The organism is Micromonospora sp. RV43 (assembly GCF_001029515.1).
GTDB classification, from domain to species: Bacteria; Actinomycetota; Actinomycetes; order Mycobacteriales; family Micromonosporaceae; genus Micromonospora; species Micromonospora aurantiaca.
Genome location: NZ_LEKG01000030.1, coordinates 1 through 12,649, shown reverse-complemented (window position 1 = coordinate 12,649; position 12,649 = coordinate 1). Strand labels below are relative to the sequence as shown.

Annotated in this window: 13 protein-coding genes; 5 read left to right on the top strand and 8 right to left on the bottom strand. The window is 71.5% G+C overall.

What is annotated here, in order from left to right; all coding sequences use genetic code 11:
* Nucleotides 1-34 precede the first annotated feature (34 nt).
* Nucleotides 35-646 carry a DUF4870 domain-containing protein gene (locus ABD52_RS38205; protein WP_082171263.1) on the top strand — a complete coding sequence of 204 codons (612 nt, stop codon included), beginning with the start codon at nt 35-37 and terminating at the stop codon, nt 644-646.
* Nucleotides 647-685: 39 nt separating this feature from the next.
* On the opposite strand, the gene hemW is transcribed toward ABD52_RS38205, so the two are convergent.
* A complete protein-coding gene (hemW, locus tag ABD52_RS10315; RefSeq protein ID WP_174361734.1) occupies nt 686-1,909 on the bottom strand; it encodes a radical SAM family heme chaperone HemW in 1,224 nt (407 codons plus the stop codon).
* Nucleotides 1,910-1,928: 19 nt separating this feature from the next.
* Here hemW and ABD52_RS10310 point away from each other — a divergent pair, with 19 nt between their 5' ends.
* Nucleotides 1,929-2,714 (top strand): enoyl-CoA hydratase-related protein, encoded by a 786-nt coding sequence (locus ABD52_RS10310; RefSeq protein ID WP_047891674.1) that lies wholly within the window; start codon nt 1,929-1,931, stop codon nt 2,712-2,714.
* A 113-nt stretch (nt 2,715-2,827) separates the two neighbouring features.
* Nucleotides 2,828-3,688: a hypothetical protein gene (locus ABD52_RS10305; RefSeq protein ID WP_030274634.1), complete on the top strand. Its 861-nt coding sequence runs from the start codon at nt 2,828-2,830 to the stop codon at nt 3,686-3,688.
* Nucleotides 3,689-3,701: 13 nt separating this feature from the next.
* Here ABD52_RS10305 and ABD52_RS10300 read toward each other — a convergent pair whose 3' ends face one another.
* The 7 genes from ABD52_RS10300 to ABD52_RS10270 form a co-directional block, all read right to left on the bottom strand.
* Complete coding sequence (locus tag ABD52_RS10300; protein ID WP_047891651.1) at nt 3,702-4,535, bottom strand: carbohydrate ABC transporter permease; 834 nt, start codon at nt 4,533-4,535, stop codon at nt 3,702-3,704.
* The gene (locus tag ABD52_RS10295) at nt 4,532-5,518 is read right to left on the bottom strand and encodes a carbohydrate ABC transporter permease (protein ID WP_013287981.1); all 987 of its coding nucleotides are present in this window, start codon (nt 5,516-5,518) and stop codon (nt 4,532-4,534) included. Before ABD52_RS10295 ends, ABD52_RS10300 begins: the two co-directional genes overlap by 4 nt.
* Nucleotides 5,515-6,807, bottom strand: a complete 1,293-nt coding sequence (locus ABD52_RS10290) for a sugar ABC transporter substrate-binding protein (RefSeq protein ID WP_013287982.1) — start codon at nt 6,805-6,807, stop codon at nt 5,515-5,517. The genes ABD52_RS10295 and ABD52_RS10290 overlap by 4 nt, the downstream gene beginning before the upstream one ends.
* A 223-nt stretch (nt 6,808-7,030) precedes the next feature.
* A complete protein-coding gene (locus ABD52_RS10285) occupies nt 7,031-7,315 on the bottom strand; it encodes a GlsB/YeaQ/YmgE family stress response membrane protein (protein ID WP_013287983.1) in 285 nt (94 codons plus the stop codon).
* Between the two features lie 253 nt (nt 7,316-7,568).
* Complete coding sequence (locus ABD52_RS10280; protein WP_013287984.1) at nt 7,569-7,856, bottom strand: GlsB/YeaQ/YmgE family stress response membrane protein; 288 nt, start codon at nt 7,854-7,856, stop codon at nt 7,569-7,571.
* A gap of 223 nt (nt 7,857-8,079) precedes the next feature.
* Complete coding sequence (lepA, locus tag ABD52_RS10275) at nt 8,080-9,957, bottom strand: translation elongation factor 4 (RefSeq protein ID WP_013287985.1); 1,878 nt, start codon at nt 9,955-9,957, stop codon at nt 8,080-8,082.
* Between the two features lie 126 nt (nt 9,958-10,083).
* A complete protein-coding gene (locus ABD52_RS10270; RefSeq protein WP_013287986.1) occupies nt 10,084-10,620 on the bottom strand; it encodes a DUF4240 domain-containing protein in 537 nt (178 codons plus the stop codon).
* Nucleotides 10,621-10,703: 83 nt separating this feature from the next.
* Between ABD52_RS10270 and ABD52_RS10265 the strand changes: the two genes are divergently transcribed.
* Nucleotides 10,704-11,708 (top strand): phosphotransferase, encoded by a 1,005-nt coding sequence (locus tag ABD52_RS10265; RefSeq protein WP_082171262.1) that lies wholly within the window; start codon nt 10,704-10,706, stop codon nt 11,706-11,708.
* A gap of 205 nt (nt 11,709-11,913) precedes the next feature.
* Entirely contained in the window at nt 11,914-12,180 is a 267-nt protein-coding gene (gene rpsT, locus ABD52_RS10260) for a 30S ribosomal protein S20 (RefSeq protein ID WP_013287988.1), read from the top strand.
* Nucleotides 12,181-12,649 lie beyond the last annotated feature (469 nt).

The following is a 12,649-nucleotide window of genomic DNA, read 5'->3' as shown; positions in this document are numbered from 1 at the left end:
GTGCGAGTTGACCGGTGCCCCTACCGTGGCGACCATGACAGAACCTCCTCGCCCTCCAGGGGCAGGGGACTCCGGCCCCCAGCCCGACCCGTCGGCGCCCTACGGCTCGTCGCCGGGCAGCGAACCGCCCACCGCTCCACTGTCCGGGGCGCCGGGCGCCGGCGGCTATCCCCCGCCCGGTGACTATCCCCCTCCGGGCGGCTACCCGCCCCCCGGTGGTTACCCTCCGCCGGGCGGCACGCCCGGCTACGGCGCCGGCTACCCCGCCGGTGGCGGGTACGGCCCCGCCGCGTACGCCAACAACGACGAGAAGACGTGGGCCCTGGTGGCGCACTTCGGTGGCGCCGCGGGTGTCATCGTCGGCGGCGGTCTGCTCGGCTGGGTCGCCCCGCTGATCGCGATGATGACCCGTGGTCAGCAGTCGCCGACGGTCCGCGCCCACGCGGTCGCGGCGCTGAACTTCCAGATCACCTGGGCCATCGCCAGCGTGCTCGCCTGGGTGATCACGGTCATCACCTGCGGGATCCTGTTCTTCGTCCCGATGCTGGTCTGGCTGGTGCCGCTGATCTTCGGAATCATCGGCGGGGTCAAGGCCAACGAGGGTGTGCTCTACCGCTACCCGATGACCTACAACTTCATCAAGTGACACCGCCGGCCGGCCGAGGGGGCGGCCGGCCGGTGCCGGTCACGGCAGCAGGTCGCGTACCACCGCGTCGGCCAGCAGCCGGCCGCGCAGTGTCAGCACCACAAGCCCTCGCGCGTACGCCCCGGCGTCGAGCAGCCCGGCGTCCCGGGCCCGCTCGGCGCCCGCCCGGCCGGGCTCGTCCAGCACGTCCAGCGGCAGCCCGGAGGCGAGCCGCACCCGCAGCATCACGTCCTCCATGTGCTGCTCGTCCGGGGTGAGCTGCTCCCGGGCCAGCGCGGGCGAGGCGCCCTCGGCCAGCCGGGCCGCGTACGCGCTCGGGTGCTTGACGTTCCACCACCGCACGCCGCCGACGTGGCTGTGCGCCCCCGGGCCCAGGCCCCACCAGTCGGCGCCGGTCCAGTAGAGCAGGTTGTGCCGGCACGCCGCCGCCGCCGACCGGGCCCAGTTCGACACCTCGTACCAGGAGAAGCCGGCCTCGCCGAGCGCGGCCTCCGCAGCCAGGTAGCGGTCCGCCGCCACGTCGTCGGAGGGGTACGGCAGCTCGCCGCGGCGCATCCGCGCGGCCAGCCGGGTGCCATCCTCCACGATCAGGGCGTACGCGCTGACGTGGTCCACGCCCGCGTCGACCACCTGGGCCAGCGAGGCGGCGAAGTCGTCTGCGGTCTCGCCCGGCGTGCCGTAGATCAGGTCCAGGTTCACGTGCTCGAACCCGGCGTCGCGCGCCTCCAGCGCGGCGGCGGTGGCCCGGCCCGCGCTGTGCCGCCGGTCCAGCACCGCGAGCACCCCCGGCGCGGCGGACTGCATGCCGAGCGAGATCCGGGTGTACCCGGCGGCCCGCAGCGTCTTGAGCGACTCCGGGCTCACCGACTCGGGGTTGGCCTCGGTAGTCACCTCGGCGTCGGCGGCCAGCCCCCAGACGCGGTCGATGCCGTCGAGGATCCGGGCCAGGTCGTCGGCGGGCAGCAGGGTGGGCGTGCCGCCGCCGACGAAGACCGTGTCGACCCGGGGTGGCGGCGAGTCGCCCAGCACCCGGGCGGCCAGCGCCAGTTCGGCCAGCACCGAGTCGGCGTACGTCTCCCGGCTCGCCCCGCCGCCCAGCTCCGAGGCGGTGTACGTGTTGAAGTCGCAGTAACCGCACCGGCTGGCGCAGAACGGCACGTGGACGTACACGCCGAAGCCGCGCGCGCCGACGGCGCGACGGGCGGTGGCGGGCAGCGATCCGTCGCGCGGGACGGGTTCGCCTTCTGGAAGGACGCCGGGCATGGCCACTAGTGTGCCCGGCATGACCTCTCCGGACGCTCTCGTGCGAGTCGCCACGGCCCGTGGGGTGACCACCCTCACCCTGGACAGCCCGCACAATCGCAACGCGCTCTCGACGCCCCTGATGACCCAGCTGCTGGCCGGGCTGGCCGACGCGGTCGCCGACGACGCGGTACGCGCGATCGTGCTCGACCACACCGGCCCGGTCTTCTGCTCCGGCGCCGACCTGAAGGAGACAGCCGCCGCGTACGCCAGCGGCACGGTGCCCGCCGGGATGCTCGGCGACGTGCTGGTGGCGGTGCGGGAGTGCCCGAAGCCGGTGGTGGCGAAGATCGCCGGGCCGGCCCGGGCCGGTGGACTGGGCCTGATCGCCGCCGCCGACCTGGCGGTCTGCGCGCAGGAGGCGACGTTCGCGTTCACCGAGGTGCGGATCGGCGTGATCCCGGCGGTGATCTCGGCGACCGTGCTGCCCCGGCTGGGCCAGCGGGCCGCCGCCGAGCTGTACCTGACCGGCGACACGTTCGACGGCCGCCGCGCCGCCGAGATCGGCCTGGTCACCGCAGCGGTGCCGGCCGACGAGCTGGACGCCGCCGTCGAGCGCTACTGCGCCTCGCTGGTGAAGGGCGCCCCGGGGGCGCTGGCCGGGGCGAAGGAGCTGCTGCGCCGGCCCGCCGGTCCCGACCTGCGGGCCGAGATCGCCGAGTTGGCCGCCCTGTCGACCGGGTACTTCCTCTCCGACGAGGGACGCGAGGGCGTCATGGCGTTCCGGGAGAAGCGTCCCGCCGCCTGGGTGCCCGCCGGAGACTGAGGTTCGCGGCGGGCCCCGCGGGAGCCCCATTGCGGCCGAGGTGGGGCCCGCCGGTCGGCCGAGACCCGCCGTGGCGGGTGGGACGTACGCTTGTCGGACTGTCGGGACAGGGGGTGCGGGTGCGGACGCGAGCGGCGATCGTGGCATCTGGGGTGGCGGTGTGCGTGCTGGCACTGCTCGCGGTCTACGTCGTGACCAAGCAGTTCGGCGAGCACCTGCGGCTCCCCCTGGCCAGCCGGACCTGCACCGTGAAGGCCGACGGCGAGGTGGTGCTCGGCGCCGACCAGATGGCGAACGCGGCCACCATCGCGGCCATCGGGATGCAGCGCCGGATGCCCGAGCGGGCGGTGGTGGTGGCGCTGGCGACCGCCTACCAGGAGTCGCACCTGCGCAACATCGCCCACGGCGACCGCGACTCGCTCGGCCTGTTCCAGCAGCGCCCGAGCCAGGGCTGGGGCAGCCCGGAGGAGATCCAGGACCCGCGGTACGCGGCGAACAAGTTCTACGCCGCGCTGAAGAAGGTCAAGGGCTGGGAGCGGATGCGGATCACCGACGCCGCCCAGCGGGTGCAGCGGTCGGCGTTCCCCGAGGCGTACCAGAAGTGGGCGGACGAGTCGGAGGTCCTCACCCGCGCGTTGCTCGGCCACGCGACCGGCGCGGTGGCCTGCACGGTCAGCTCGCCGCCGACGATGCGCGGGCCGGCTGCCGCCAGCGCCGTGCTGGAGAGCCTGTCGCTGGACTGGGGGCTGCCCCGGCTGGCCACTGCGACGGACCTGACCGCGCTCACCGTGCCGGCGGGCGACGACCGCAACGGCTGGCGGTACGCGCACTGGCTGGTCTCGCACGCCGACGATCACGGCGTGAAGAAGGTCCGCTTCGGCAACCTGGAGTGGACCGCCGCGCAGGGCTCCTGGGCCCGGGTGAAGGGCGACCCGGCCACCGAGGTGCGGGCCGAGGTGTTCGCCGCGGCCTGACCGGCCCGCCGGGTCAGCCCTTCACGGCTCCCGCGACGAGGCCGGAGACCATCCGGCGCTGCACCAGCAGGAAGAAGACGATCACCGGCAGGGTGAACAGCGTGGACGCCGCCATCACCGAGCCCCAGGCGGTGTCGTCCCGGCCGAAGAAGAACGTCATGGCCACCGGCAGCGTGTACTTCTGCTGGTCGTTGATGAAGGTCAGCGCGAAGATCAGCTCGTTCCACGCGGTGATGAACGAGAAGATGCTGGTGGCGACCAGGCCGGGCGCGACGAGCGGGAACAGCACCTTGCGGAACGTCTGGGCCCGGCTGGCGCCGTCGATCGCGGCGGCCTCCTCCAGTTCCTTCGGCACCGCGGCGACGAAGCCGCGCAGCATCCAGACCGCGAACGGCAGCGAGAAGCCGAGGTACGTGAGGATCAGGCTGGGCAGCGTGTTGTAGAGGCCGAGCCGCTGGATCATCAGGAACAGCGGGATGACCAGCGCCTCCAGCGGGATCATCTGCACCACCAGCAGCATGATCAGGAACGTGGTGCGCAGCTTGAACCGGAACCGGGCCACAGCGGTCGCGGCGAGCAGCGCGACCAGCCCGCTCAGCAGCACCGTCGCCAGCGCGACGAGGGCGCTGTTGAGGAAGAAGTCGGCGAACGTGACGCCCGGGATCAGATTGCCGGTGAGGATCTCCCGGTAGTGCTCCAGCGTCGGCTCCGCCGGCATCGGCCGGGGGGTGGACGAGAAGATCTCCCGGTTGGGCTTCAGCGAGGTCGCCACCATCCAGTAGACCGGGAACGCGGCGAAGAGCGCGACCAGCAGGCCCGCGCCGTTGAGGGCGATCTTCTTCATCATTCGTCCTCCTGCCGCAGCACCATGCGGACGTACAGGGCGGTCACCACGAGCAGGATCACGGTGAGGATGACCGCGATGGCCGAGCCGAGGCCGTACTTGGGCGGTGGTGAGAACGCCTCCGCGTACGAGTAGATCGACAGCATGAACGTGGACCGGTCCTGGGTGCCGCCGGCCAGCACGAACTGCTGGGTGAAGACCTTGAAGTCCCAGATCGTGGAGAGCACCACGAGGATGCCGAAGACCGGCCGCAGGACCGGGAACGTCACCGACCAGAAGACCTTCCACGGCCCGGCGCCGTCGACCCGGGCCGCCTCCTGCAACTCCGTCGGCACGCTCTTGAGCCCGGCCAGGACGCTCACCGCGATGAACGGGAACGAGTGCCAGACCACCACGAGCGTCAGGATGGCGAAGAACAGCAGCGGGTCGTTGAACCAGCCGTACCCGGTCCAGTCGCTGCGCCCGAACAGCGCCGTCGAGAGCCCGTCCGGGAGCTTGTTGAACAGCCAGGTGACCAGGCCGCTCGTGTCGTCGAAGATCCACTTCCAGACGATGGTGCCGGTCAGCGCCGGGGTGGCCCAGGCGAGCATCACGCAGCTCGCCACGAACGTGGCCATCTTCTTGCCCAGGCGGTTGAGCAGCAGCCCGACCAGCGTGCCGAGGATCATCGTGAGCGCCACGTTGGCGAGCGCGAACAGCACCGTGTTGCGCAGCACCGTACGGAAGAACGGGTCGCCGAGGATCTGCGCGTAGTTGGCCAGGCCGACCCACGGCCACTCGCGGTCGCCGCGCAACTGCCGGACGCTGTCCAGCTTGTGGAAGGACATCCACACGACCTGGCCGAGCGGCCAGAGCAGCAGCACGGCGATGATCGCCAGGCAGGGCAGGAGGAGCAGGTACGGAAGGTGGTCCACCCGGCGACGGCGCCGCCGCGCGGGGGTCTCCCGCGCGGCGGCCTCGCCGGTGGCCTCGGTCAGCGTGGTCACTTGGCGTTGAGGATGCTTTCCATCTCGGTGGCCGCGTCGGCGGTGGCCTTCTCGACCGTCTTCTGGCCCTTGATGACCGAGCTGTTCATCGCCTGGGTCACCGTCTTGGTCCGGCTGACCTCGACCCACTTCGGGGTGAGCGGGGTCAGCTTGGTGTTCTGGATGGCGGTGGCGAACGCGGCCATCACCTTGTCACTGGCGTAGTCGCCGCTGCTCACCAGATCCTGGTAGACCGGGAAGAAGCCGAGGCTGCTGGCGAACTCCTTGTCCTTCTGCTTGCTCAGCAGCACGGTCATGTAGTCCCAGGCCAGCGCCTGCCGCTCGCTGTCCTTCCAGATGGCGATGTCGGAGCCGCCGGCGAACGCCGGGGCGGGCTTGCCGTCCGGGCCGGGGATCGGGAACGTACCCCACACCTTCTCGATGTCGGGGTTGTCCTTCTTCATCGCGCCGCCCTGCCAGCTACCGGCGAACGCCATGGCGGCCTTGCCGGTGGCGAACTGGGTACGGGCGTCGACCTCGTTCCACCCGGCGGCGGCCGGCGGGGCGACCTTGTGCACTGTCACCAGGTCGGTCCAGAACTTGACCGCCTTCTGCGCCTCGGGGGTGTTGTAGCCGGACTTCCAGCTGTCGCCCTCCTTGGTGGCGATCTCCCCGCCGGCACCCCAGAGGAAGGAGTAGAACGGCAGCTCGGAGTTGCCGGGCAGGGCGATGCCGTAGGTGCCCGGCTTCTTGGCCTGCACGGCCTTCGCGGCGGCGACCATCTCGTCCCAGTTCGTCGGCGTCTTCACGCCCGCCTCGGCGAACCAGTCGGTGCGGTAGTAGACGGCGCGGACGCCGGCGTACCACGGCACGCCGTACTGCTTGCCGTCGAGCTGGGCGTTCTTGACCAGGTCGGGCAGGATGTCCTTGCCCTCGGACCAGCCGTTGAACTTGTCCGAGACGTCGGCCAGGGCCTCCTGCGCGGCCCAGCCCTGGGTCTCGGTGTTGCCCAGCTCGGTGACGTCCGGGCCCTCCCCGCCGGCGAGCGCGGCCTGGAACTTCTTCGGCGCCTCGAGCCAGGGGATGTACTGCACCACGACGTCGGTCTCGGGGTGCTTCTTCTTGAACTCCGCCTCGACGCTGTCGAGGAACTTGGTCTGGGCGTCGCCGCCCTCACCCATCATCCACACAGTGAGCTTGCTGTTGTCGGCGGCCTTGTCGTCGTCGCCGGAGCCACCGCATGCGGTCAGCACCAACGCGGCCGACGCCACGATGGCGGTGACCGGAGCCAGCCGCTTCCACCTGTTCACGCCATATCTCCCTCGGGGCCGTTTGGCACTAACCTTCTCCGCCGCACCTTAGTAGGAAAATTTCCTTTACAACAGGGGGTGTTCGTGACGGAGGGCACAGGCGACCGTATCGCAGCCGGAGGCGCGGCCGACATCGATGCCGTCCGGGCAGTTCAGGGCTCACATACGCCGACGGGCGCCCGGCCGGTGAGGCCGGGCGCCCGTCGAGGCGCGTGGTGCGGGGTCAGTAGCGCGAGACGCCGCGGCGACGGCCGACGCCGGCCACCAGGGCCACGCCGATCGCGGCGAAGAGCACCTGCAGCATCAGCTCGCGCCAGTCGATACCGGCGGTCTCGGCGAAGCCGGAGGCCCGGGCCACGATCGTGCCCAGAAGCGCGGCGCCGACACCGATCAGCATGTGCAGCCAGATCGGCATGTTCTGACGGCCCGGCACGACCAGCCGGCCCAGCGCGCCGACGATCAGACCAACGACCAGCGCGGTGATGATGCCCCAAACGGTGAGCTCCATGGTCGCCCTCCTCCTTAAGATCCGGTCACACGTTTTTGTGTGTTCACTGTCGTGATCGCTAAGTTCCCGACCGCCCGGAAATCCAAACCGACTCCGATGACGAATTGTGCAGACGTACCCTGACCTGCTGCTTCTCCCCGAAACCCGGCGCGGCGGGCAGCCCCGGCACACCGACGGGGTTCAATGCCCCGAATACGCCGACGGGCGCCCGGCCGGTGAGGCCGGGCGCCCGTCGAGGCGCGTGGTGCGTCGATCAGTAACGCGAGACGCTGCGGCGGCGGCCGACGCCGGCCACCAGGGCCACGGCGATGGCGGCGAGCACGACCTGCACGGCCAGCTCGGCCCAGTCGATGCCGGCGGTCTGCGTGGCGATGCCGAGCGCGCGGGCCAGGACGGTGCCCAGCAGCGCCGCGCCGACACCGATCACCATGTGCAGCCACATCGGCATGTTCTGCCGGCCCGGCACGACCAGCCGGCCCAGCGCGCCGACGATCAGACCCACGACGAGCGCGGTGATGATGCCCCAGACGGTGAACTCCACGGTCGGTCCTCCTAAAGCGATTTCGCACGTTCTGTGCGTTTGCTGTCGTGCCCGCTAAGTGCCCGACGCATCGAAAACCGAAACCGGCGGCATCGGCCGCCGCTCCCCCGGCCGGGACGAACCCGCAGGTGGGAGCGCTGCCAGCAGCTGAAAATTTCCTGGGTACGCGACCGGCCGGCGCCCTGAAGAGGAGGACGCCGGCCGGTCGTGGAGGCTGGTCGGGCTACTTCTTGCCGGCGGGCTTGCCGTCGCCGGAGTCGGACGAGAGCGCCGCGATGAACGCCTCCTGAGGAACCTCCACCCGGCCCACCATCTTCATCCGCTTCTTGCCCTCCTTCTGCTTCTCCAGCAGCTTGCGCTTCCGGCTGATGTCACCGCCGTAGCACTTGGCGAGCACGTCCTTGCGGATCGCGCGGATGGTCTCCCGGGCGATCACCCGGCTGCCGATGGCCGCCTGGATCGGCACCTCGAACTGCTGGCGCGGGATCAGCGTGCGCAGCTTCGCCGCGATCGTCGTGCCATACGTGTACGCCTTGTCCTTGTGCACGATCGCGCTGAACGCGTCGACCGGCTCGCCGTGCAGCAGGATGTCGACCTTCACCAGGTCGGACGCCTGCTCGCCGGAGGGCTCGTAGTCGAGCGAGGCGTAACCCTTGGTGCGGCTCTTGAGCTGGTCGAAGAAGTCGAAGATGATCTCGGCCAGCGGCAGCGTGTAGCGCAGCTCCACCCGGTCGGCGGAGAGGTAGTCCATGCCGAGCAGGCTGCCCCGGCGACCCTGGCACAGCTCCATCACGGCGCCGACGTAGTCGTTCGGGGTCAGCACCGTGGCCCGCACCGTCGGCTCGTACACCTCGGCGATCTTGCCGGTCGGGTACTCGCTCGGGTTGGTGACCACGATCTCCTCGCCGTCCTCCTGGATGGCCCGGTAGACCACGTTCGGCGCGGTGGAGATCAGGTCGAGGTTGAACTCCCGCTCCAGCCGCTCCCGGATGATCTCCAGGTGCAGCAGGCCGAGGAAGCCGCAGCGGAAACCGAAGCCCAGCGCGCCGGAGGTCTCCGGCTCGTAGACCAGCGCGGCGTCGTTGAGCTTGAGCTTGTCCAGCGCCTCACGCAGGTTCGGGTAGTCCGAGCCGTCGATCGGGTAGAGCCCCGAGTAGACCATCGGCTTCGGGTCCTTGTAACCGCCGAGGGCCTCCTTGGCCGGGTTGTTGTTGATGGTGACGGTGTCACCGACCCGGGACTGGCGCACGTCCTTCACGCCGGTGATCAGGTAGCCCACCTCGCCGACACCGAGCGCGTCGGCCTTCACCATCTCCGGCGAGATGACGCCGATCTCCAGCAGCTCGTGGACGGCGCCGGTGGACATCATCTTGATCCGGTCCCGGGCCGAGATCCGCCCGTCGATCACCCGGACATACGTGACCACGCCCCGGTAGACGTCGTACACCGAGTCGAAGATCATCGCGCGGGCCGGCGACTCGGCCTCGCCGACCGGCGGCACGAACTGCCTGACGATCTCGTCCAGCAGGTAGGGCACGCCCTCGCCGGTCTTGCCGGAGACCCTGATGCAGTCCGCCGGGTCGCCGCCGATCAGGTGGGCCAGCTCCTCGGCGTACTTCTCCGGCTGGGCGGCCGGCAGGTCGATCTTGTTGAGCACCGGGATGATGTGCAGGTCGTTCTCGAGCGCCAGGTAGAGGTTGGCGAGCGTCTGCGCCTCGATGCCCTGCGCGGCGTCGACCAGCAGGATCGCGCCCTCGCAGGCGGCGAGCGAACGGGACACCTCGTAGGTGAAGTCCACGTGGCCCGGGGTGTCGATCATGTTGAGCACGGCGGTCTCACCGGCCCGGTCGCCCTCGCGGATCGTCCACGGCATCCGCACGGCCTGGCTCTTGATGGTGATGCCGCGCTCGCGCTCGATGTCCATCCGGTCCAGGTACTGGGCGCGCATCTGCCGCGGGTCGACCACACCGGTGAGCTGCAACATCCGGTCGGCCAGGGTCGACTTCCCGTGGTCGATGTGGGCGATGATGCAGAAGTTCCGGATGCGCGCCGGGTCGGTGGCACCAGGAGCGTTCGCGCCGGGATCGAGCGTCGGTGGCACAGCGGTCCGTTCTGGTCGGCTGACGTGAGCGGGCCGGCGCGCCGCCGGCCCCCTCCATGGTCCCACGTCGCCCGGGGCGCGCCCGGGCTCCCCCTTCACTCCACCGCTATTCCAGGGGTGGCCCGACTATTCCGCGGGTGGCTCGACGAAGAGGGCGGCCAGCCTCGGCAGCCGGCGGCGGGCCTCCTCCTCGTCGTCGAAGTCCCAGAAGTCGTTCAGGTCGGGCACCGGGACCGGGTCACGCTCGGCCGGCAGGTCGGACGCCGTGGCCTTCCGGTACGCGTCCCACGGCACCGCCAGCATCTGCTCGCACTCGAACTCCTCGCCGCTGAGCGCGGCGGCCCGGACCTGCGGCAGCTCGGCCAGCGCGTCCGGGTCGCCGACCGCCCGCGCGAACACCGCCCGCCCCTGGGTCATCAGCCAGCCCCGGAAGTACTCGAAGCCGTCGTCCGAGGCGCCCCCGTTGATCAGGTAGGCCGCGCCCCACAGGTCGACCTTGTAGGAGGCGGCTAGCACCCGCCGCTGGTGGTGGGCGTATCCGACGATCTCCTCCGGGTCGCACTCGGCCAGCAGTGCGACCGCCCGGGCGGCGACCGCGTCGGGCTCTCCCCCGGCGCCGGCGCGGGCCTCGTCGATCAACTGCCAGAACTCGTCGGTCCTCATGGTGGGCAGTCTGGCAGAGCCCACCGACGTGCCGGTGCGACGTGCGGCGGTGCGGCGGTGCGGCGGTGCGGCAGCATGATGCGGTGCGCGCGATCTCCCTACCGCCCGTTCCGTACGGGTCGACGGCTGTACGGCCCGGCTGGGCCGACCTGCCGGCCGGGCTGCGGGACGCGCTGGCCGCCCGGATCGGCGGCCCACCGGCGGCGGTCCGGGTGGCCGGTGGCGGGTTCACCAGCGGCTTCGCCGCCGTGCTGACCGGCCCTGCCGGGGAGAGCGTGTTCGTCAAGGCGGCGGCACTCGACGGGCAGCGGCACCTGGTCGACTGGTACGCCCACGAGGCAGCGATCCTGGCCCGGCTCCCGGCCGGCCTGCCGGTGCCCCGGCCGCGCTGGGCGCTCACCGAGTCCGGCTGGTACGCACTCGCGCTCGACGCGATCGACGGTCACACCCCCCGGCTGCCCTGGGCGCCGGCCGAGCTGGACGCCACCCTCGCCACGTACGCCCAGGTGGCCGCCGCGCTCGCCGAACCGCGCGCGGAGCTGGCCGCCCTCCGGCTCCCCCGCCTCGCGGACCTGGCCCGCGACGACATCCTCTGGTGGGGCGAGGTGGCCGCCCGGCGCGAGCCGCTGCCCGAGCAGGCCGCCGGCGCCCCGCTGGCCGAGCTGGTCGCGCTGGAGTCGCGCCTGCCCGGGTACGCCGACGCCGCCCCCGGACTGGCCCACGGCGACCTGCGGGTGGACAACCTCCTGATCGACTCCGACGGGCGGGCCTGGCTGTGCGACTGGCCCTGGCTCTGCCACGGGCCGGCCTGGTTCGACCTGGCCGGGCTGCTGCTCACCGCGTACGCCGGCGGCCTGGACGCGGACGCCGCGTTCGCCGGCCACCCGGCGACGGCAGGTGCGCCCGCTGATGCGCTGGACGTGACGCTCGCCGCGCTGGCCGGCTACTTCCTCACCGGCGCCGCCGCCGGACCGTCCACCGCCTCCCCGCACCTGCGCGCCCACCAGCGCTGGAGCGGGGAGCAGGCGCTCGGCTGGCTGGCCGAGCGCCGAGGCTGGTCCTGGGCACGCCCCACCCCTGCCCCTTGATCCACACCAGTTCGGCGAGGTGGCGGCATCCCACGGGCCCTGACCCCACCACCTCCCCGACGTGGCGCGCTGCTCGACCAGGCTGGGCGGAGGCGTTTTGGCTCGTCCGGGGCCGACCTGGTAGCCTGGCTTTTCGCGCGGCGATGACGCATGCTCGTCGTGCGCGTAAGCAGACCAACCCGAGCTATCAAGACGAGGCTGTCGCGTGGCGAACATCAAGTCCCAGATCAAGCGCAACCGGCAGAACGAGAAGCGCCGGCTGCGTAACAAGTCGGTCAAGTCGTCGCTGAAGACCGCCATCCGGAAGTTCCACGAGGCTGCCGAGGCGGGCGACACCGAGAAGGCCACCGTGCTCATGCGTGAGGCCACCCGCAAGCTGGACAAGGCTGCCAGCAAGGGTGTCATCCACTCGAACCAGGCGGCCAACCGGAAGTCGGCGATCGCCAAGCGCGTCGCCTCGTTCTCTGCCTGACCAGCGCTACAGATTTCACCGGAAGCCCCGGGGCCACGAGCCCACGGGGCTTCCGCCTGTCCGCACTCTCCCGCAGCGCGCGGTGCTGCGGCACCGCGCGCGGTGCCCGGAGATCTTGGACGATTTCGGCCCCTCTGGGGGCCATTTCGTACCAAGATCTCGGGGTGATCCGGCCCCGGCGGCGTCTCCGGCCGTCGGTCGCTCCGGCGGGACAGCACGGGGCGTCCGGAGGGCGCGGTGCGCGGTGTCGGGCGACGAGGTGCGAAAGCTGCACCCCTGCGGGGCAAGGCACGACGCGAGGCATCCGGGAGAGCGCGGGGCGCGGTGTCGGGAGGCCCAGCGCGGGGCGCGGTGTCGGGAGGCCCAGCGCCGGGCGTCCTCCGGAGGGCGCAACGCGGGGCGTCGGGAGCGCGGGGCGGGAGCGCGGGGCGTCGGGAGCGCGGGGCGTCGGGAGCGCGCAGCGCGGGGG